This window comes from Labilibaculum antarcticum, assembly GCF_002356295.1.
Lineage (GTDB): Bacteria > Bacteroidota > Bacteroidia > Bacteroidales > Marinifilaceae > Labilibaculum > Labilibaculum antarcticum.
Window position 1 is genome coordinate 4,497,464 of record NZ_AP018042.1, and the last position, 21,528, is coordinate 4,518,991.

Consider the following 21,528-nt stretch of genomic DNA (forward strand, 5'->3'; position numbering starts at 1 on the left):
GCTGTAATAAAAGACATTACTTAAAGAATTTTAAAACTATAAAAGGAGTAAATACTTTGTGTGACTTTGTGAAGACCTTAGTGTATCCTTTGTGGTAAAATAAAATAAAAAATGAGCAATACATTTATCATTATCAACAACAGTTTTGCCATGGCAGCAGCCGAACGAATTGCGGCAAAAATGGAGGGAAGTACAATTGTTTCCGTGACCGGATATCCGGGTAGTAAGAAAATTAGCTCCTTGCCAGATTTTCTTAAGAAATCATTTCCTCAGGTCGATCTACTGATTTTTATTGGTGCTATGGGCATTTGTGTTCGAAGTATAGCTCCGTTTATCCAGAATAAAGCGATTGATCCGGCTGTGATCAATATGGATTTGCACGGAAAATATGTGCAGTCGGTTTTGTCGGGACACAAAGGGGGTGCGAACGAGTATGCACAGCAAATTGCTAAAATCACCAATGGAACAGTGATAATTACAACAGCAAGCGATACATTGGAACTTTGGCCATTGGATATCTTCGGAAGAAAATACAACTGGACGAATGAATATCAGAATGCTTCGGAGAACGAACTGATTGCCGCCTTTGTAAATCAGAAGAAAACAGCATTACTTCTTGATGTGAAAAATGAAGGAACGCAAAGCTTGCAGGAATCTTGTCCTGATTTTGTGGAGGTTTTCTATCAGTTTAATCAGATTAAACAGGAAGATTTTGATTTACTAATTGCAGTGACCCCAGCTTTGTACGAAACGATTATTCCTAGCTTGTTTTTTCGTCCTAAATGCATTGTGGTAGGTACGGGAGCACAAAAAGGAATTGGAGTGGCCGCTTTTGAAACAGAAGTGAGATCCCGATTTGAGGCAAACCACTTGTCTTTTGCCTCCTTAAAAAGCATACACAGCATTATAGTAAAGGCTAAAGAAGAGGCATATAGGCAATTTAGCGAGACAACTAAATTGCCTTTCATTACCTATTCGGCTGAAGAATTGAATGAGAAGGAAGGTGAAGTTTCTTATTCTGAGGCAGCGTATCGTGAGGTAGGAGCTGTAAATGTATCCGAGGCATCGGCATTGATCGCCAGCGGTGCAAAAACATTGCTTCAAACTAAAAGCAAACATGTTGATGCAAAAGGAAAGCATTTTACTTTGGCTTTGGCCATGGATGCTGAGCAGGAGCGGAAAGGCGAGATCGTTATTGTTGGTGCGGGTCCGGGCGCGCCCGATTTGGTTTCTGTTCGAGGCAAGAGTCTTTTAAAAAGAGCGGATTTGATTCTATATGCTGGAAGTCTGGTGCCAAGGGAATTGACCGATTACGGAAAAGCTTCCTGTGTGATTCGAAACTCGGCAGATTTAACTCTAGAAGAGCAGTTTGATGTCATGAGGAAACATTACGATAGAGGAGGATTGGTTGTGCGTTTGCATACAGGTGATCCTTGCATTTATGGTGCGATTCAGGAGCAAATGAATTTCTTCGATCAGCACGAAATGGATTATGATATTGTTCCGGGTATTTCCTCATTTCAGGCTGCTGCCGCACGTTTGAAATCTCAATTTACGATTCCAAACAAGGTTCAATCTATTATTCTGACTCGAGGAGAAGGAAGAACACCGATGCCTTCAAGAGAGCAACTGTCTGAGTTTGCCAAATTTCAAGCAACAATCTGTTTGTTTTTGAGCGTGACTTTGGTGGACAAACTTCAAGCTGATTTATTGGAAGGATATCCGGAGAATACACCGGTGGCCATTTGTCACAAACTAACCTGGAAAGAGGAGAAAATTTGGAGAGGTGAATTGAAAGATCTGGCAAAAATTGTGAAGGAAAACAAATTGGCCTTAACAGTGATGATTGTTGTTGGTGAGGCCATTGGGAATCGCAAAAACAGATCTTTACTATACGATCCAAAGTTTACACACGGCTGCCGTAAGGGAATTGATGATTAATAAGGAGCATCGATTCAGATTACGAGATGGGAATTATTTGCCCTGAAAGAGCGGAAGAAGTTAGCACAGGGCAACGCCCTGTGTAAAAAAGGTAACTTATAAGTTTAGCCCTGAAAGGGCGAAAGAAAGAAAATAAATTGGAATGAAAATTTTATTATTCGGTGGAACGACAGAGGGGAAAGCAACTTCTAACTGGTTGGATGATTTGGAGATTTCGCATTTCTATTCGACAAAAACGAGTTCGGGGAACTACGAATCTAAATTTGGCCAGCGAATTAGTGGTGCGATGAATGTGGAAGAGATTTGGACCTTTTGTGAGGAAAGTGAAATTGATTTATTGATAGATGCAGCACATCCTTTTGCGGAAGTACTGCACCACAGTATTTCGGTCGCCGCAATTCATGCGAATGTGCCTGTACTGAGAGTAGAGCGAGATGCTGTGCCAAGAATGAAGAGTGAATTCATCCAATATCACAAGACTTTAGCTTCCATTTTGGCCGATTTGCATGCCGTAGATTGTGCGAAAATAATATCCTTGGTTGGAGTAAAAGCCTTACCAGTGATTCATAAAACCATGCCAAATGCCAATATTTGGTATCGAATTCTTGATTTTCCTTCCTCTCTGGAAATCGCCAAAGCGGCAGGAGTTAGCAGGGAGAAATTGATTGTTTCGGCAGCATTTGAAGGAATGAAATCTATTGAAGATTTGTTGAATGATGAAGGGATTGAAGCCATGATCACTAAAGAAAGTGGCTATTCTGGTTTGTTGGATCAGAAAATGGACTTGGCGGTAAAATACCAAATTCCACTTTACGTGATTGCCCGACCCGACTTGCCCAATTACGATGAGACGATCACTAATCGTGAAACATTGCAGAAATATTTGAAGAGTAAATTTGGACTGGAGCGAAAAGAATTGGCGCCTGGTTTTACTTCGGGTACTTGTGCAACAATATCCGCGAAAGCGGCATTAAAATTATTGTTAGGCGATAAATTGAACCAGAAAGAGAGCGTTGCTTTGCCCGATGGGGAAATTTGCGAAATGCAATTGCATCAAAATAGATGGGGACAAGATTTTGCTTTGTGTTCGGTGGTGAAAAACTCTGGCGATGATCCTGATGTAACAGACGGAATGGAAATTGGCGCTTGCCTGAGATGGAATGATGTGAATCGCATTCGTTTTGTGAAAGGGGAAGGGGTCGGAACGGTTACTTTAAACGGTTTGGGGATTCCCTTGGGTGAACCGGCGGTAAATCCTGTTCCCCGAAAGATGATTGCCTTCGAATTGGAACAAATTTTGGAAGAGTACGATGTGCACAGAGGTATAGATGTTTCGGTATTTGTTCCTGTTGGCAAAAAGATGGGAGCCAAAACATTTAATCCCAAGCTGGGAATTGTTGATGGAATTTCAATTATCGGAACAAGTGGAAGAATTAAGCCTTACTCCTTGGAAGCCTATATTCAGAGTATTAAAAAGCAATTGGATTTAGCCGTTCATAACGAGAACAAGCACATTGTTGTGAATTCGGGCGGAAGAAGTGAGCGATATCTGAAGAAGAAATTTCCTCACTTGGATGATTTGGCTTTTTTACAATACGGGAATTTTATTGGTGAAATATTGACAATTAGCAATAAGTCTGGTATTGAGAAGCTAAGCATGGGAATTATGACTGGCAAGGCGGTAAAATTGGCTGCCGGTTATTTGGATACGCATAGTAGTAAGGTGGTTTTAGATCATGAGTTTCTGATGGGATTGGCAAGAGATTGCAGGTATTCCGAAGAGATTATTATGAAGATTGGAGAGATGACAATGGGACGTGAGTTGGAGGAGATATTCTCATTCTCGGAAGATGAGCTGTTTTTTAAAGTCTTAAAAAGCAAATGTGTTCGCGTTTGCCAACAAGTAATTGAAGACTATGATTTTGAGCTTCTTTTGATAAGCAATCAGGGAGAAATAATTTAATTACGAAGCTCAATTACGAATTATGAAGGAGGTTTCGACTTGCAAATTCATAATTAACTATTGAATAGAATAGACCTGAAAGCGTTCGAAGAACCTGTCAGCGTCGATTAGAAAAATTATACGATGGGAAAAAAGTTATTTGTACTACTTGCATTTTCACTTCCTTTTCAGGGATTTAGCATGCACATAATGGAAGGCTATTTGCCTGCCGGTTGGTCTATTTTCTGGACGGTCGTTTATTTGCCTTTTTTTATTTGGGGTGTAAAGGTGATTCAGAAGATGGTAATAAAGCATCCCGAGCTAAAAATGCTTTTGGCATTGGCTGCCGCTTTTGCCTTTGTTCTTTCTGCATTAAAATTACCATCGGTGACTGGCAGTAGTTCGCATCCTACTGGTGTCGGTTTGGGTACATTGTTATTTGGGCCAATTACGATGAGTGTATTGGGCGTTTTGGTGCTAATCTTTCAGGTACTTTTATTGGCTCATGGGGGAGTAACTACTTTGGGCGCTAATGCATTTTCGATGGCTTTGGCTGGTCCGGTGGTAACATTCGGAATTTATAAGTTGTGCGCCAAATTGAAATGCAACCGCTCCGTTTCTATCTTTTTAGCCGCTTGCCTGGGCGATTTGGCGACCTACACGGTTACGGCCTTACAATTGGCATTGGCTCATCCAGATACTCAAACTGGTGTAGCAGGAGCATTCGTGAAATTTGCATCTATTTTTAGCTTAACTCAAATTCCAATAGCCATTGTAGAAGGTTTAGTAACTGTTTTGGTGATGAATATTTTGATTAAAAATATCCCGAACTTAAAAGGATTAAAACTGAAATTTCAAACTGTAAAATCGTAGATCCATGCTGAAAATAGTTCAAAAGAATCAAAATATTTTCTTGCTTCTGGCCATCATCAGCATTTTGGTTGGTGTTTTTGCTTACGTTGGAGATTCTGAGTTTGGAGGTTCCGATGGACATGCAGAAGAGTACATCACTCAGGCTGATCCTGATTACAAAGTCTGGTTTTCGAACATTTGGGAACCACCAGGACCCGAAATTGAAAGTTTGCTATTTGCCGTGCAGGCGGCCATTGGTGCAGGTGTAGTTTGCTACGTCATTGGTTACTACAAAGGAAAAAAAACAGGGGAAAGTATTCAGGAGTAATTCGTAATTACTCATTACTAATTTTTAATTACAGAAAGTGTTTATAAGCGAACAATACATACTAAAAAAACCCATACTTGGATTGTACAGCATGGAGAAATTCATCCTTTTTATGGTGCTTCTCAACGCTGCTTTGCTTTCCGCAAATTCGTATCTGCACTTGTTTCTAATTTCTCTGATTTCGATTGGTTTTTTTGCTCATGGAATTGGCCTGAGAAAACTGCTTCGATTAATTTCCTTGCCATTGGGATTTATTGTAATGGGAAGTATTTCAATTGCCGTTTCATTGCATACCGATCCGAAAAGTAGTTTATTTTGTTTCGATAGTATGGGTTTGTGTATTGGTTTGGAAAATGCTGGCTTGGACAAAGCTATCGAATTGTTTTTTAAGGCAATGGCAGCCATTATGGCGCTTAATTATTTGATTCTTTCTTGTACTTTATCAGAGATTAATGACATTGGTCGAAGATTGAGAATTCCTTTGATCTTGCGCGAGTTATTTGTCTTAACCTATCGTTACATTTCATTGCTTTTTACTTTTACTAGTCAGGTTCATATTGCACAACGAAATCGTCTTGGATATGTAAGTAAAAAACAGTCAATACTATCTGTTGGCATGCTTTTTTCCTGCGTATTCATAAAAAGTCTCCTCTTTTCCAATCGAAGTTTAGATGCGCTTCAATCCAGAGGATATCATGGCGAATTGTATTTCAGGCAACAACAGGATTCCCTGCGATTCAAACAATTATTTCTAATAGTATTGTTTGCAGTGGCTCTAGTTGGGTTTCATTTTTGTCTTAATTCATTATTCATAACTCATATTTGCTAAAATGATTCAACTCCAAAATATAAAATATTCTTATCCTGAGGGCACCATAGGGCTTGATGATATTTCTCTTGAAATTGAAAAGGGTAGTAAAGTTGCTTTTTTGGGTGAGAACGGAGCCGGAAAATCAAGCTTGTTTTTGGTCTTGAATGGAATTCATAAACCTCAGAAAGGGAAGTATGTTTTGGATGGAAAACAATTTGGGTTCTCGACCACAGAGCGAAAGCAAATGGCACACAAAGTGGGTTATGTGTTTCAGGATCCGGATGTGCAGTTGTTTGCAGCAAGTGTGTACGAGGATGTTGCGTTTGGTCCGTTTAATTTAGGTTTGGATAAAAAAGATATAGAAATCAGAGTAGAGAAGTATCTCAATTTGTTAAGCATTCAGGATTTGAAAGACAAAGCGCCCCATCAATTGAGTTACGGACAGAAAAAGCAGGTTGCAGTGGCCGGAGTTTTGGCCATGGAACCGGAAATTATTTTGTTTGATGAGCCTTTTGCCTGGCTCGACAACCGTCACAAGCACATTATGAATGAGATTATTGATGATTTGAACAAACAGGGCAAAACGGTCTTGATTTCGACACACAATCCGGATTTTGCCTACGAGTGGGCTGATAATGTTGTGTTGATGAAAGAGGGGCGAATCATTGCTTCCGATTCGCCGGTAAAAACCATGTGCAACAAAGTGCTGATGCAAGAAATAGGAATGGAATTACCTTTGGTTGTGCAATTGGCTAAAAAATTGGGCTTGAAAAATGATTCTCGATCCATTCAATCTTTGCTTTGGGAAATGTAGCATTGTTTTTCACTCAAGAATGCTAATTTTTAACAGATTAATTTTGTTTGAAAAAAAGGGGAGACTTGCGCCTCCCCAATTCCTGTTCGTTGTGCTATTTATTTTGATGTTTGCATTGTGTTTTCGATTTCTTGGATTGAAACTTCTGCATTTGCACCACTTTTAGAGGCTACAATGGCTCCAACAGCGGAGGCGCACTCAATGGCTTCCTGAGGGTCGGTTTCATGCAAAAGTTTACTAATTATTGTTGCAAGAAACGAATCTCCAGCACCAACCGTATCAGCCACCTTTACCTTAAAACCTTTACTGTAGACAAATTTGTTTTCGATAAAGAGAACCGCTCCATCTTTCCCAAGGGTTACACAAACCTCTTTGGTTTTGGTTTTATTGGCAATAAATTCAATGCATTCTTCAAGAGTTTTACTTGCAAATCCCATGCTGGCGCAGATCTCAAAAATTTCATCGTCGTTGAATTTTATAAAATCAGCATCGTTCATTAAGTCAATGATGCTTTTTTCTGTGTAATGTGGCGAGCGCAGATTGACATCAAATACTTTGAATTTTGCATGTTCGAGCAGTTGAAAGAGTGTTTCTCGTGAGGTTTTACTTCTGGCAACCAAGCTTCCGAATATAAAAGCATCCGAATTTTTTACAATGTCGATGTCTTTATCCAAAAGGACGATATCATCCCAGGCGCATGGCATTTTGATTTCGTAAGATGCTGATCCGTTTTGATCCAATTTCACCAAGACTTCGCTGGTTGAAAAGTGTTTGCTGATTTGAATGTGCTCAATACTTGTTGAGAAACTTTTTATTTCCTCAATAATCTCATCTCCAATGGCATCCTGTCCGATGCTGCTGATGACTTTTACTTTATTGCCAAGTGATTGCGCCCGTAAGGCAACATTCAAGGGAGCTCCCCCCAACTTTTTACCCCTTGGAAGCATGTCCCATAATACTTCGCCGTAGCAGACTATCTGTTTCATTTTGATGCTAATTTTGAGTTCATTTCTTTCACACAATCTTTCACTTTTTTGCTTCGTAGCATTTCAAGAGAAGTTAGGAATGCATCTACGAAAGTTTTGTCGCTTACCAGTTTCCCAAAAATGGCTTCAATTTCTAAAAATCGAATTGGTGTTTGATGCGATAAAGCGGCAGCGCGAATTAGTTCATTACTCATGGCATCAACAATTTCATAGCTATTTCCATTTTCATCCACTCCATCATTGTATTTACACCAGGCGGCAACGACAAAAGCGGCTCTTGCAATTTTTGCATCTCCTTGTAATTGTCCTTTTATGGTAGGGAGTAAAAAGATTGGAATTTTAGCAGAGCTTTCGAGGCAAATTCGTGGAATAATATCTTTGATGTAAACATTTTGGAAACGTTTTATCAAGCTCTGTTTGTATTGTTCCAGATTGATATCTCCCAAATCGCCTAAAATTGGCGTAACTTCTTCGTCCATAAATGCTTTTAGGAAGATTGAAAAATCTTCATCTCTCGCAGCTTCATCGATGGTTTTATAGCCATGCAAAGCGCCGAGCATTCCGAGTACCGAATGGCCCGCATTGAGTAGGCGTAACTTCATATTCTCGAATGGAACTACATTTTTTACAAATTGAGCGCCTACCTTTTCCCATTCAGGTCTTCCGTTTGCAAAATTGTCTTCAATTACCCATTGAATAAAAGGTTCGCAAACAACAGGCCATTGATCGTCGACCAAAAATTCATCTTGCAAGTTTTTAATATCATCGGCAACGGTTACCGGTGTAATTCGGTCGACCATTGCATTCGGAAAAGAAACATTCTTTTCTATCCAGGATTGCAATTCTGGTTCCGCTTTTGCCACATAGTTTAAAAGAGCTTTTTTAGCCACGTCGCCATTGCCTTGTATGTTATCGCACGATTGTATTGTGCAACCTGCTATCCCTCGTTCTTTTCTTAGTTTTAGGGCTTGTGCCAGATAACCAAAAACAGTTTTGGGCGACATTGGGTTCTTCATGTCTTCTACAATCACGGGATTACTGAAATTGAATTCACCCGTGGCTTCGTTCAAATTATAGCCACCTTCGGTGATGGTTAAGGAAATAATTTTGATATCAGGATTCGCCATTTTTTCGATGACTGCAATCGGGTTTTCTGGAGCAAAAATATACTCCACCAATGAACCAATTATTTTGGCACTTCGGGTACCATCCAGGTTTTTGATGACCAAGGTGTAAAGTCCGTCCTGATCTTTAAGGATGTTGTAAATTCTTCGATCGTAATCCAGCAGACCAATTCCGCAAATTCCGCAATCCATAATGCCATAACGTTCCATTAATTCGTTGGTGTAGTAAGCTTCGTGTGAGCGGTGGAAATTCCCTACGCCAATGTGAACAATGCTAGTTGTAACTTTATTCCTATCGTAGGATGGTGTTTGCACATTTGAAGGCATGAGGCCTAAATTCTCTTGATTTAATGCTATCGATGTTTTCATTTCTATATGTTTTTATTCGCACAGTAGCTTGCTTGTCGCAGATTTAACTTGATCTTCGGAATGGAAAATACTATGCTGATATGATCTTTACTATTGTTCTATTTAATCAATGCTTTTTTTCTACGAAGGCTCCAGTAGGCAAATACAAAATAACCGATGGTGCAGTAGAAGGCATATTTGTGAAAGAAGGTTTTGTTGCTATTGTAGCTTTCTAAATCGGCACTTCCAAACATCGTATTCAAGGCTAAAAGGGTAATGATAATTAAACAAATTATAGCCAGGCTGTTCAGAATTTTAGAGAATAGTGATTTGTCTTCGTATTGAACTTTTTCATCTTTTGCTTTTTCTTCCTGATAGGTTTTTATATCAGCTTGAAGCTGTTTTTCTTCTTTGATTTCCTCTGTGTAATCTTCTGTAGCACCATTCATTTTAGCCAGTATGGTGTATAAGATCACTGTAAAGAACCAAGTGGGAATAAAAAGATAGTAGAACGACATGATATCCAAAGTGTTGAGGCCAAATCCGAGGATTAACCCTGCTCCCCAGGAAATAACAGCAGGCTTGCTTGTCACTAGTTTTTTATAGTAAGCCCAATATCGGGTCAAGCCGATTTTTGGAAAAATAAAATGCTCGGCAAACACAATTGCTCCTACTGGTACAACAAGTAGTCCGGCATAGGTAAGCATAGGTAACACTTTCGAGAAAACAAAAGGGAAACAAGCGATAATCACCGTGAAAACACCTACAATTAATGTAGTTCTTCTTCGGGAATGATTTTTGAATATGGCTTGAGCAGCCAGACCCGCACGGTATAAATTGGCATTGGCGGTAGTCCATCCGGCAATAATTACAATCACAAAACCAGAAGCTCCTAAAGCATAGTAGGCTACATCACCTGGATCTAAGGCCACAACAGGTTGACTTAGTAAAACACCTGCTCCAGCTCCCATAATTCCTGCTGCAATCCAGGCAACATAGTGTCCGAATAGCATTCCAAAACTGGAATAAACGCCATAAGTGGATTTTTTTGCATAACGAAGAATCGCCATATCAATAAGCCCAACGTGGGTAATGGTGTTGGCAGCCCAAGCAAAGCCGATCACTTCTAATAAACCAATTCCAGCTTCCCCGTCACTGGTGACTCCTTTCCAAATCGACAGATCGCCGATATGAATAAATTCACTCCAACTTGAAATGCTAGTCGATCCGATTACAGAATAGGCGAGTGCAGGAAGAAGTGCTAAGGCTCCGGCAACAAAAAGAGTGAAGAGCCATGGGGCGCAAATGCTCGAGAAATCGGCCACGGTGCTAAAACCATAAATGGCAACAAACACGACAACGATTCCTACCGCAATCACAATAAGTATAAACCAAACATTGGTAGAATACCAGTTCAACTGGGCGGGAATATCAAATAGAAATCGCACTGCCGAAGAGGATACGGTGATCATGGCAGCTGAAATAACAGTGAAGATAATCACATTGGCCCAATTGTATAATTTGGTCATCGAATCTCCGGCAATCTTATTTAAATAGGTGTACAAACTCAGTCGGGTTTGAACCGCAATGGGCGCAGTCATAAAGGTCCAGCTAAGTACGGCCAGAATGTTACCAATAAGAAGTCCGAATAAGATATCGTTTGTGCTTGCTCCTAGAGAAACAAAAGTCGCACCAATTACAAATTCGGTTGCAGCAACGTGCTCTCCGGCATATAATCCGGCAAAATGTTTTCCTCCATGAAGTTTGTTTTTTGCTATCGGTAACTGTTCTTCATCAAGAAGGGCAAAATTTTGCGATGAGTCATTTTTCATGATTTATATCGTTTGAATGGTTTGTTAAAAAAGTGTAATTGCTAATTGTAAAGCCCCAAGCTTTGTCTCGGGATTCCACATTGCTGTTCCTCTAATGGGAAAGCTGGTAGAGAAAATCTTTAGGGAATGAGTAAGACTTATACCTAAGTTCACCATATTTGCCTTCTCACTGTAAAAGGTTTTATCCGTAATAAAAGAAAACGCTCCTCCTGCAAAAGCTTTTAGCTCGGTGTCTTTTTCTTTAAAAATCCGATAGGATAATTCAACGTAGTTCGAATATGAATTGGTAACGCTACCATCATCCTGAGTTTCATAATCACCACCTTCTCCAAATAGAATTGTTGACCAATAGATACTTATCGGAAAATCTTCGGATAAGGTGTAAGTTATAGCGATGTCAAGGAAGTTGGGTGAGCTGTACTTATTGTAACTGAAAATGTCTGGATTTTCTTCGTTACTATAATTGTTGTGGCTTACTAGTTCTGCGTAAAAATTGTTTGTGAATTTGTATTTTGAATAGTAGGAAAACTCTTTGTATTCTCCACTAAAACTAGCGCCACCCCATAAGCCTAAGATGAATTTCTGATCGGTAGACGAATATTCCATGCTGGAAGCCATCATGGCTCCGGAAGTAACTACTGAGCCGTGCCAAAGGTGCATGTTTTTTAGGTCTAGGTTGATGTTGAAATGATCAGCAAGTGATTTTTCTTCTTGTGCTAGAACGTTTGCGCTTTGAAAGATTAGTACACCAAACAACAGTACAAAGAATAATTTGATGTTTTTTAAACGTACTAATAGACTCTTTTTTAAATTCTGCTTTTTCATTAAAAGCCTACATTTTTTAAGTTGTAGTTTCATCGTGCTCTTGCTTTAAGTACAAATCAAATAATCTATAAAACGTAATTAATACGTTTGCTTGACAAATGTATCTAAAAAAAAACTTAAAAACCAAACATCTTAAAAAATAAATCGATTGCTAAATGATTAAAATCCTGAAATATAGTGATATAAGCGTTTGTATTTTTATTTATTTCATCTCTGTTTTAGTTTGTTTGAGAAGGTTTTATGGATTTAAACTTTGTTTGTATTTCTTTTTTGCGTGAAAAGTACGTTTGTTTTGTATTCCTACATTAATTGGGAATTATTGGGATATGAAAAACAAGATTCTTATATTTGTTCCGAAAATCCACGAAGATAAAGCGTGGATTCAACGTTTAATTTATGATGGATTTTAGAAAAATAGCCAATATTTCGGTAGACTGCGTTGTCTTTGGGTTTGATAATATCAATATTAATATCCTATTGTCGAGGCGTATGCTAAATATGCATGATCTAAAATATCCTGTAATCGACGATTGGGTTTTGACGGGCGATCATGTTTTTAAAAGTGAGCGACTGGATGAATCTGCGGTCAGAATTTTTAAAGAACTTACTGGCTTTGAGGATGTTTATAAAAAACAGTTTCGAACATTTGGAAATCCTGAACGAATTAAAAATGAGAAGGATTTGCTTTGGTTGAAAAGTAAAGGGGTGGAAGCTCGCGTGATGTCGGTAGCCTACTATTTTTTACTTCCTGCCGAAAGGGTTGATTTGAAAAATGGGGATACGAAATGGTTTCCTCTTAAGAATTTACCGCATTTGGGCTTCGATCATGAAGAGATTATTGTCCGTGCTTTCGACGATTTGAAGCAAAAGGTGATGAGTGAGCCGGTGATTTTTGAATTTTTACCCGATAAATTTACCTTGAATGAATTGCAGATAGCCTACGAATCGGTGCTGAATACTACAATTGACAATCGAAATTTCAGGAAAAAGGCAATTTGCAAAAGCTATATTGTTCCGCTCGACGAAAAGCGAGTTGGAAGCTCTAAAAAACCAGCTCGTCTTTTCATGTTCTCCAAGGATATTTATGAGAAAACCAGCAGTAAGAACAGTATTATCAGTTTTTAAATCATCGAATGGATTGCAAATCTGGCTGTTTATAAAAAAAACGGAATGACTTTTCATCCCGTTTCTTACGTTTGGTTTCATATTCATTGATATCTTTGAATTATTGCATCAGATTCGCCGGGAAAAACCATGTGTAATAAAGTTTTGATGCAGGAAATAGGAATGGAATTGCCTTTGGTCGTGCAACTAGCAAAAAAAAATGGGAATGAATAATCATTCCCGATCGATTCAATCTTTTCTGCAGGAACTGTAAAAGAGGTCCGATTTAATTCACACATATTTCAATAATATACCTGATTATTCAATTTGAATAGGTTTGAAAACAATTATGAATGCCACGGTGCGCTGCACCTTTTGTAATCCTGTGATGATTTGTTTCTACAAATACTACGGCGCTATGCACCTGTAATTTGCTATGAATTAAGCAATAGAGTTGCGAAGTCTTTGTAGGGAAAATTGTAAAATGCTTAATCTAGGTACAGAGTACCGAAGCTTTCAGAAGTAGGTATTTAATTATTTCTTCTCCATCAACTCACTGTAAATTTGAATCAAATTATCTGCCTGTGTATAAATATTGAATTCCTTTTCAACACCTTTCCGGCCAGCCACTGAAAGCTCCTGCAATTTGTCTTCATTGTTCAAAAGTGCTTTAAGAGTTATGGCTAGTTCTTGTGCTGTGTTGTTCTCATAGATGATTCCACCCTTCGATTTTTCAACAATCTCGGGGAATGCGCCCAGTTTTGGTTGCACAACCGGTACGCCCGAAGCCATACTTTCCAGTAGATACAAACCAAAAGCCTCCCCATTTCTCACCGGAACAGAAATTAGTTTTACTTTTTTGAAGAATTCATGCCTTCCTTCACCGTCAAAATCGTAATGAAATTCAACTTGTTCCAAGAGCCTTTCTTTTTTCAATTTTTTCCGAACTTGTTTTAGTAAAGGCTTATCGTCACCAGTTGATCCTCCCGTTACAATCAATTTCACATCTTCGTAAGTAGTATCTTTTTTTAGTTCGATAAAGGCATCAATGATAATATCGAAACCATTTCCTTCACACATTCGGGAAATGTAGCCAATGTTTCTTGCTTTCATTCCGGGTGATGCATACTTGTATTCCTCAGGATCAACACCCAAATAGTTCGTGAAGACTTTCTCTTTTGGAATGTTCATTTTTTCCAGCGAAACGCCTGCATAAAAATCACTCACAGCAATAAATGCATCCAAATGTTCTGCCTTGCTACTCATCAATGCCCAAATTTTATCTCTAAAGGAGTCTTTCATCGCATCTACCCAAACATCTTCATCTTGCAGCGAGCAAACCAGTATCGCATTGGGAAATTCCTTTTTTAACTTAGGAGCCAAACCCAAAAGCAGAGCATTCGATAAATGAATTACATCGGGCTTCAGATATTCCGCCATCCAGCTTACCATGCGGTTGAGTTCCTCTTTTTGCTTTCCTTCTTCTCCCATTAACATCGAAACGGTCATTTCTTCCAGCCCTTTTGCATTGGTTGAACCTGCCATGCTTGCAGCCAATTTCAACATTGGACTAGAGTTCAACAAACGATCTACCCAGGAGGGTGCATGTCTGAAAATAGGATACAATTGCTTTAGATAAATACTGATGGCTCCATAAAAAACAGGAATCTCGTTCAAGTCATGCTCATCAGAAAACAGGGGGAGATACATAGGTAATTTGGTCACTTCGTGTCCCTGTTTTTTCATGGCAAGATGAAATTTATCGTCGCGCAAACAATTACCACAGTAAAAACTGCCTCCCGAGCCTGGTATAATTTGAAGAATGTTCATTTTTCTGATTTTTATGGAATACACAAGATAGCAAAATCAGTTAAAAGTACTTCAAGCAGAAAGTGTCTAAAGTAATTAACTCCAGGCACTTTATTTTTTTATTGATTTAGATAGACGCTGATAGGTTTGAAAAACGCTGTCAGGTCTTGGGTTTTACCTACTCCTTGGGACTTTTTCCTTCTTCCTTTCCCTTGAAACTTGTCCCTTGGAGCTTTTCCTTGTTCCTACTTCCTTGAAACTTATTTATTCAGACGCTGACAGGTCCAAGGACGCTGTCAGGTCTTGTTTTTTTACTTTTCCCTTGAAACTTATAACTTTTTACTTGTTCCTTCTTCCTTGAAACTTATTTATTCAGACGCTGACAGGTCCAAGGACGCTGACAGGTCCAAGGACGCTGACAGGTCCAAGGACGCTGTCAGGTCTTGTTTTTTTTACTTTTCCCTTGAAACTTGAAACTTGAAACTTTTTACTTGTTCCTTCTTCCTTGAAACTTCTCACTTATTTATCAAACTGCTTGGCCTCTTCCCAAATCAAATCCATTTCGGCTAAATTCATGTCTTTTAGGTTTGTTCCTAATTTCATGGTTTTACTTTCCAGATAATTGAATCGTTTGGTGAATTTTTGGTTGGTGCGTTCCAGAGCATTTTCAGGATTTACGCCATACAAACGGGCTGCATTAATCAAGGAGAAGAACATGTCGCCAAATTCGGCTTCCATTTTGTCCTGATCCCCTTTTTTGATTTCCACTTCCAATTCGTGCATTTCTTCTTTTACCTTTTCCCAAACCTGTTCTTTTTCGTCCCAGTCGAAACCAACACCTCGCACCTTATCTTGAATTCGGTTTGCTTTTACTAAAGCAGGCAGTGATTTTGGAACTCCTTCCAAAACGGTTTTGTTTCCATTTTTTTCTTTGAGCTTCAACTGTTCCCAGTTTTCTTCCACCTCTTGGGCATTGGCAACTTTGGTATCGCTAAAAATATGAGGATGACGATAGATTAGCTTTTCGCTGATGCCATCGCAAACATCGGCAATGTCGAAATCGTTGGTTTCAGAACCGATTTTGGCGTAGAACACAATGTGCAGCAAAATATCGCCCAATTCTTTCTTGATTTCCTCTTTTTCGCCTTTTAAAATGGCATCGGCCAGTTCGTAGGTTTCTTCGATGGTAAGTGTTCGCAGACTCTCAAAGGTCTGCTTTTTATCCCATGGACAGCCATCACGAAGCTGATCCATAATATTTAGTAAGCGCTCAAAGGCTTGTAGTTTTCTATCCATTGGTTCTGTATTTGATATTCGAAGATCAAATTTACAAAAGTATTTGGGAGTTTTGGGATTTATTCAAATTTCAATAAGAGGGTAGGTGGTGCAGGAGGCATAGTGGAGGTTTGTACCTTTTTTATTAATAGTGCCTTGGGTCGTCTTCTACAATTGCATAATGATAGTTGTCTATCCATTCTCCCCTAATCGGAAGAATTTTTCTTCTTAATCCTTCTCTTGTCATTCCGCATTTTTCTAATATACGTACTGATTTGATGTTTTCTGTTGCAACTCCAGCTTCTACTTTATGAAGATGAAATTTATCAAAACCTGCTCTTATCAATTCTTTTGAAATTTCCGTTCCATATCCATTACCCCAATAATTTGGATGTAATTCATAATAAATCTCACCTAATTTAAATCTGTCCAGTGATAATGATATCCCTGCTAATCCAATAAAAGAATTTGAATCTTTAGTTATTATTTTCCAATTGTATGATTTTCTGTTTTTTTCAGTCTGTACTTTAATCATTGAATTAACTCTTTCTCTTGTCTCTTCAATGTTTTTTGGAATTCCTAGAGTGCCAAATTCATCAACTTCCAGGCTTGAATGCATCTGATGAATAATTTCTAAATCATCAACTGAAATTTCCTTGAAAATTAATCTTTCTGAGTATAATTCCATAAGTTCTTATTTATCAGTGTCTCGGTATAACCGCCAAGGGGTGGCTGTCTAATAATCTAAATAAACTGACTTAAATCCAAAATGGGCTATGCACTTATGCAGCATAGGTTTTGCACCTGCGTACACAAGTAATACAGCAAAAGCAATAAAAATTAATTTTGCCTGACATCTTTAACATTTTCTAATTATCGCTATTCCCTGTTTCTTGTTTTTCATAGATATCAGAAACACCACCAGAAATAATAAACTTCATAACAACTGCCGGATTTATATCTAGTGGCCTTACCTGGGTTTTAGGAACAATGAACAACTCTCCTGAGAAATTATAAGAATGAGGGAAATATACCGCAACCTTATCTTTCTCATCTATTTTGCTTAAATCTTCGGCTGTTAGGAAGCCCAATTTTTCCAGATTAGAGATTGGATTTACCAATACAAGAACTGGTTTGTTAAATTTTTTTTCTTTTCCTACAAATGCTGAGAAAAGATCATTTAATGCTGAATAGATCAATTTTAATAAAGGAGCTTTTTCAAGTAAACGTTTAAACAAGATTTTGAATGGTTGGGCAAATATGCTCCTGCCAATTATTCCAATTAATACCAGAAAGAAGAAAATCACAATGAGTCCTAATCCTGGGATGTCTATTTTAAGGAAGTTCTCCAGGACATCATCCAGTAAACTATTTGTAAAATTGAAAACCACATAAATTATGTATGCCGTAATTCCAATGGGTGCAGTATACAGCAAGCCTTGCAGGAAATAATTCATTAATTTTTTCATAAGGCAAAAATATTAAAAAATAAAGTGTTTTCTCTGATAATGTAATAGTCTTATAAATTTACTTATTTATATTTTGAGCAAGACCATTTTTAAATCACGAACACTTTTAAAATAGAGTAGTAACTTCACATGGCTTGCTGGTGGTTATTAAAAGTGGTGTGAGAGGTTTTCCGCTAGGCTAAGAACCTAGCGGCAGCTTACTTGATTAGGCACTTTTTTATCTGAATTGTTTCATAGCTATTGTAAATTTCAAATTCAATTTCGTATCATATATATGTGCGGAATACCATCTTCAATATATCCTTCGCCTATTTGCTTAAATTCGTGACTTTCATAGAATTTTTTCAGATATGTTTGAGCACCAATTTTTATAGTTGATTTATTAAATTTTTCTTGAATAGCTTTTATTGAAAAACATATTAGATCGTGTCCGTAACCAAATTCTCTTTCTGATTTTTTTATCAATACTCTTCCTATACTTGCATATTTGTAATAGTCGTTAGCATTAAATAATCGTGTATAAGCTATAATGTTTCCGTCTTTCTTTCCTAAAACATGTAATGCTTTGTGGTCTTTTCCGTCTGTGTCTAGATATACGCAATTTTGTTCTACCACAAATATTTCTGAACGTAATTGTAATATTTCATACAATTCTTCTAGGGTAAGTTCTGAAAAAGTTTTTACTTCTAAAATCATAAATTATTAGTTAATTAAATTGTTTCTAATTCATCCTAACGTATAGTATATTATCTATAATACTTCAGTTAATCTTTATTAAAAATTTTATATACTGTTTTCATACTAAATTAATGTCTTTGGTTGCGGTGAATTATACTTAACTGATTATGTCTGTATTGTAAGTGAATTGAAAATCCTATTATCTCAACTCATCACAAAGCCTATTTTTTCACAATATAATTCTCTTTAATGTCAAAGCGGAATTTCCAGAACCTATTAAATTCTCTAATATCTCACTTTGGCTATATTTTTTTACTATTTTGGAAAACCTTGAATTTTCTTTTTTAAAATAAAAAATAACCTAATATATTCTATCAGCCAAAACATGCTATTTAAAATAAATTATCAGTTACCTTTCTATTTAATAGATTATTTCAAGGCTCTATCGTAATTGTGCCAACGACGGTTTTGCTAAATTTCTTGGGCGATTTAAAGTAATTTCCTTATCAATGCGCTAAGTAAGCAAGCCGATTAAATTTACTTATTTATAGTAGGAGCAAGACAAATTTTATTGGCTTGCTGGTGTTTCTTAATTGCACTAAACATTCAAACTGCTCGTCAACGCCCATGATAATTTAGCTTTTGTTAGCTACTGTTTTTTCATTTTAAACACTCCTAAATCTCCAGGATAATAGGACTTATAACCACCAAGAATCACTGTTTTAGAATTATTTGAAACTCCTAAATATTCAATTATTTGCCCAGAGCTGTCAATAAACTTTGCTTTAAAACTTAACTGTCTTTTATCCTGAGCATTGATTTTATTATCTCCAGTTGTTGAATTGACATCATCAAAAAAGCATATAAGCTTGATCTCTTTTGTTGATCCAGTTTTATAAATACTCCAGATGTCATAATAAATTAATGCATCGACTTTAAATTCTTTATTTTGTGGTAATGTGTCTGGCATGCTAACAACTAACCGACCTTTAATGGATCCTAAATTTTCGCTTTGCCATGTACCACTCCATTCGCAATCTTTATACTTATCAGGTAGAGAATTAACAAAAGTGAGTCTGTTAAAAAAAATAAACAATAACCCAATAATAAAAATAAGTCCAGTAACTTTTGAAATTACATTAAATAGATTTTTTAGGTGTTTCATATCTGTCTATAAAATTGTAGCTAACGGCAGTTTGTCTAAAAACTAATCAAACTGCTCAATTAAGTCTTAAATATAGCGGTTTTAAGCATACATAAAAATTGAAAATCCTTTTATTTGGAAATAGAATTGAGGTTCTTATTTGGGCCACTTTTAATTCTAACAGTAACATTAATTCAAGGAAATAAGATAATCGTTGTAAAGCTTATTTTAGGAAGGTTTTCAGATCAACAAAGTAAAGCACATGTTGCCTGTGCCTATAATCTTAAAAAACTGCTGAAATTTGCTCGTAAAAAGACTAAGATAATGGTTAATCAGGCCATTACCTGTTTTTCTATTGTAATGAATCAATTTGGCTCATTTAATTCCTTTTTAAGGCTTCAATAATTTTAAGTTTCGGGATTATTAAGCTAAAAAAGGAAGCTTTAAAAGCTCGCTAATTAGCAAACTTTTAAAGCTCCCATCTTATTTTTAGAAATATTATTTGGTTGTGCAACGGTTACTTTTGTTACCCACTGTATTTTCTTTTTCAAATAATTCATAATATTTTAAAGCATCTCGATAAATTGGTACTAAGTAGCCATCAAAAGGTCCAATAGATTTAAATTCTTTTGAATATTTTTCAGGATTTTTTACTGCTTGAATAAAATTATAGTCAATCAAATAATCAGGATAGTTTATTTTTCCTTTCGTGTCGTTCTTCATCCTATCAATTTCCGATTTGAAATGTTTTAAGAAATCTTGATTATAGGAGTCAACTGGTAATACGAATGAACTATCTGTTTTTATTAATCCATTTTGCTCAAAAATTCTTATTGAAAGAACTTCTGTCCATTCATATTTTAAACTTGTATCTCTTGGCATTTTCTTGAGTCGAACAATTTCTAATTCTTCCGGTTTTGGTTTAATTATGTCCAAATAATATTCCCCATCCATAAATATTGAGGTGGGCTCAGAACCCGAACAATTAAACACTACAAATCCACTCACATAGAAACTTGAATCAGGAAGAATTTCCCCAAGTGTAATTTTGTCTTCATATTCACCACGATATCCACAAACAATGATTTTTGAATTTCCAATTTTGTGAGTTAACAATGGTGGTTCATCTTTTTGTGAAAAGGCATAGTCAATGCATCCGCATTCATTTACTTTTTCCAATTCTTTTTCTACTATAGTCGTGTCAATAGAAACCGCTGTGATATTATCGGTTTTTACAACTTCTTCTTTCTTTGAGTTTTTGTAATTACAACTCAGAATAGAAATAATTAATAATAATAATAATTGTCTCATTTTCTTTTTTAATATGGTGGGTAACGGTCTTGCTAAGTTTCTTGGGCGAATTAAAGTAATTACCTTATCAAAGTGCTAAGTAAGCAAGCCGATTAAATTTACTTATTTATATTTTGAGCAAGACAAGTTTAATTGGCTTGCTGGTGTTTGTTAATTGCTCTAAGCTTTCAAACTGCTCATCAACGCCCATGATAATTTAGCTTTTGTTGTGGTGCGTAATTCAAATCTTAATGTCTAGAATTTCCCAGTTACTCTTTCTTTTCCTTAATATTATTACGGTACTATTTCTCCAAAATGATTTTTCGTCTCCGTTTATGCTATAATATTCTATTTCAACATGACAGTTCTTTTTGTTCGAGAAGTCTAATTTATTAATCCTAATTCCATCAATCATTTCCTGTCCACCAATCCATTTATAAGAATTGTCAAATCCACAATCAATATCCTCGTAGGCAAAAATATCGTCAAAACTTAAAAATTCTTCCTTTGTAATCTTCTTAAGATTCTCTTCGCAGTTTTTGTAGTTTGCGATTTCGCGTGATATAAGTTGTTCAGAAAAATGATATATCCGAAGGTTAGTCAAGTATCTGGTTAGATCTAAACGAACAATGTCATTACTGTCAATTACGAAAACAGGTCTGTTTTCTTCATTTTCTTCACTTCTAGTTGAATGAATATACCATTCATAGAATTCAGTAATTGTCTTTGTGACTAAAACAGTATCAGATTTGGCTTCCTGCCCATAAACTTTTAAGCATGAAAATAAAATCAAAAATGATATAAATAATTTGCTTATTTTCTTCATAATATGTCGTTATTCAGTTTATGCACCACAACGGTCTTGCTAAGTTTCGTGGGCGATTAAAAGAGTAATCTTATCAATGCGCCAAGTAAGCAAGCCGAGTAAAATTGTTTATATTTTTAAGCAACCACAT

At 36.8% G+C, this 21,528-nt stretch carries 20 protein-coding genes; 8 read left to right on the plus strand and 12 right to left on the minus strand.

Annotated elements, in window-relative coordinates; translation table 11 throughout:
- Window positions 1–111: 111 nt before the first annotated feature.
- From cobM to ALGA_RS17915, 6 genes are all read left to right on the plus strand, one after another.
- Window positions 112–1,941, plus strand: a complete 1,830-nt coding sequence (gene cobM / locus ALGA_RS17890; protein WP_096431524.1) for a precorrin-4 C(11)-methyltransferase — start codon at window positions 112–114, stop codon at window positions 1,939–1,941.
- 142 nt (window positions 1,942–2,083) lie between these two features.
- Window positions 2,084–3,904 (plus strand): cobalt-precorrin-5B (C(1))-methyltransferase CbiD, encoded by a 1,821-nt coding sequence (gene cbiD, locus ALGA_RS17895; RefSeq protein ID WP_096431526.1) that lies wholly within the window; start codon window positions 2,084–2,086, stop codon window positions 3,902–3,904.
- A 123-nt stretch (window positions 3,905–4,027) separates the two neighbouring features.
- The gene (locus ALGA_RS17900) at window positions 4,028–4,756 is read left to right on the plus strand and encodes an energy-coupling factor ABC transporter permease (RefSeq protein ID WP_096431528.1); all 729 of its coding nucleotides are present in this window, start codon (window positions 4,028–4,030) and stop codon (window positions 4,754–4,756) included.
- Window positions 4,757–4,760: 4 nt separating this feature from the next.
- Complete coding sequence (locus tag ALGA_RS17905) at window positions 4,761–5,063, plus strand: energy-coupling factor ABC transporter substrate-binding protein (RefSeq protein ID WP_096431530.1); 303 nt, start codon at window positions 4,761–4,763, stop codon at window positions 5,061–5,063.
- 91 nt (window positions 5,064–5,154) lie between these two features.
- The gene (locus ALGA_RS17910) at window positions 5,155–5,892 is read left to right on the plus strand and encodes an energy-coupling factor transporter transmembrane component T family protein (RefSeq protein ID WP_096431532.1); all 738 of its coding nucleotides are present in this window, start codon (window positions 5,155–5,157) and stop codon (window positions 5,890–5,892) included.
- Between the two features lies 1 nt (window position 5,893).
- Window positions 5,894–6,688, plus strand: coding sequence for an energy-coupling factor ABC transporter ATP-binding protein (locus ALGA_RS17915; protein ID WP_096431534.1), 795 nt, complete (start codon window positions 5,894–5,896; stop codon window positions 6,686–6,688).
- Between the two features lie 98 nt (window positions 6,689–6,786).
- Here the strand turns inward: ALGA_RS17915 and ALGA_RS17920 are convergent, their stop codons facing one another.
- The 4 genes from ALGA_RS17920 to ALGA_RS17935 form a co-directional block, all read right to left on the minus strand.
- On the minus strand, window positions 6,787–7,674 hold the full coding sequence (locus ALGA_RS17920) for a carbohydrate kinase family protein (RefSeq protein ID WP_096431536.1): 888 nt from the start codon (window positions 7,672–7,674) through the stop codon (window positions 6,787–6,789).
- Entirely contained in the window at window positions 7,671–9,167 is a 1,497-nt protein-coding gene (locus ALGA_RS17925; protein ID WP_096431538.1) for a mannitol dehydrogenase family protein, read from the minus strand. The genes ALGA_RS17920 and ALGA_RS17925 overlap by 4 nt, the downstream gene beginning before the upstream one ends.
- A gap of 98 nt (window positions 9,168–9,265) precedes the next feature.
- Entirely contained in the window at window positions 9,266–10,978 is a 1,713-nt protein-coding gene (locus ALGA_RS17930; RefSeq protein ID WP_096431540.1) for a purine-cytosine permease family protein, read from the minus strand.
- Between the two features lie 24 nt (window positions 10,979–11,002).
- A complete protein-coding gene (locus tag ALGA_RS17935) occupies window positions 11,003–11,803 on the minus strand; it encodes a hypothetical protein (protein ID WP_231705993.1) in 801 nt (266 codons plus the stop codon).
- 396 nt (window positions 11,804–12,199) lie between these two features.
- Here ALGA_RS17935 and ALGA_RS17940 point away from each other — a divergent pair, with 396 nt between their 5' ends.
- Window positions 12,200–12,928 carry an NUDIX hydrolase gene (locus tag ALGA_RS17940; protein WP_231705995.1) on the plus strand — a complete coding sequence of 243 codons (729 nt, stop codon included), beginning with the start codon at window positions 12,200–12,202 and terminating at the stop codon, window positions 12,926–12,928.
- 513 nt (window positions 12,929–13,441) lie between these two features.
- Here the strand turns inward: ALGA_RS17940 and ALGA_RS17950 are convergent.
- The 6 genes from ALGA_RS17950 to ALGA_RS17975 all read right to left on the minus strand — a co-directional run bounded on the left by ALGA_RS17950 (window position 13,442) and on the right by ALGA_RS17975 (window position 19,303).
- Window positions 13,442–14,737, minus strand: a complete 1,296-nt coding sequence (locus ALGA_RS17950) for a glycosyltransferase family 4 protein (protein ID WP_096431546.1) — start codon at window positions 14,735–14,737, stop codon at window positions 13,442–13,444.
- 498 nt (window positions 14,738–15,235) lie between these two features.
- The gene (gene mazG, locus ALGA_RS17955) at window positions 15,236–16,012 is read right to left on the minus strand and encodes a nucleoside triphosphate pyrophosphohydrolase (protein ID WP_096431548.1); all 777 of its coding nucleotides are present in this window, start codon (window positions 16,010–16,012) and stop codon (window positions 15,236–15,238) included.
- A gap of 124 nt (window positions 16,013–16,136) precedes the next feature.
- Entirely contained in the window at window positions 16,137–16,679 is a 543-nt protein-coding gene (locus ALGA_RS17960; protein WP_096431550.1) for a GNAT family N-acetyltransferase, read from the minus strand.
- A 181-nt stretch (window positions 16,680–16,860) separates the two neighbouring features.
- Window positions 16,861–17,460 carry a DUF502 domain-containing protein gene (locus ALGA_RS17965; RefSeq protein WP_096431552.1) on the minus strand — a complete coding sequence of 200 codons (600 nt, stop codon included), beginning with the start codon at window positions 17,458–17,460 and terminating at the stop codon, window positions 16,861–16,863.
- Between the two features lie 255 nt (window positions 17,461–17,715).
- Complete coding sequence (locus ALGA_RS17970; RefSeq protein ID WP_096431554.1) at window positions 17,716–18,156, minus strand: GNAT family N-acetyltransferase; 441 nt, start codon at window positions 18,154–18,156, stop codon at window positions 17,716–17,718.
- A gap of 631 nt (window positions 18,157–18,787) precedes the next feature.
- Window positions 18,788–19,303 (minus strand): hypothetical protein, encoded by a 516-nt coding sequence (locus tag ALGA_RS17975; protein WP_096431556.1) that lies wholly within the window; start codon window positions 19,301–19,303, stop codon window positions 18,788–18,790.
- Window positions 19,304–19,417: 114 nt separating this feature from the next.
- Between ALGA_RS17975 and ALGA_RS17980 the strand changes: the two genes are divergently transcribed.
- Window positions 19,418–19,687: a hypothetical protein gene (locus tag ALGA_RS17980; protein WP_096431558.1), complete on the plus strand. Its 270-nt coding sequence runs from the start codon at window positions 19,418–19,420 to the stop codon at window positions 19,685–19,687.
- A gap of 93 nt (window positions 19,688–19,780) precedes the next feature.
- Here ALGA_RS17980 and ALGA_RS17985 read toward each other — a convergent pair whose 3' ends face one another.
- Both ALGA_RS17985 and ALGA_RS17990 read right to left on the minus strand, forming a co-directional pair.
- Window positions 19,781–20,593: a hypothetical protein gene (locus ALGA_RS17985; RefSeq protein ID WP_096431560.1), complete on the minus strand. Its 813-nt coding sequence runs from the start codon at window positions 20,591–20,593 to the stop codon at window positions 19,781–19,783.
- 220 nt (window positions 20,594–20,813) lie between these two features.
- Window positions 20,814–21,398 (minus strand): hypothetical protein, encoded by a 585-nt coding sequence (locus ALGA_RS17990; protein WP_096431562.1) that lies wholly within the window; start codon window positions 21,396–21,398, stop codon window positions 20,814–20,816.
- Window positions 21,399–21,528 lie beyond the last annotated feature (130 nt).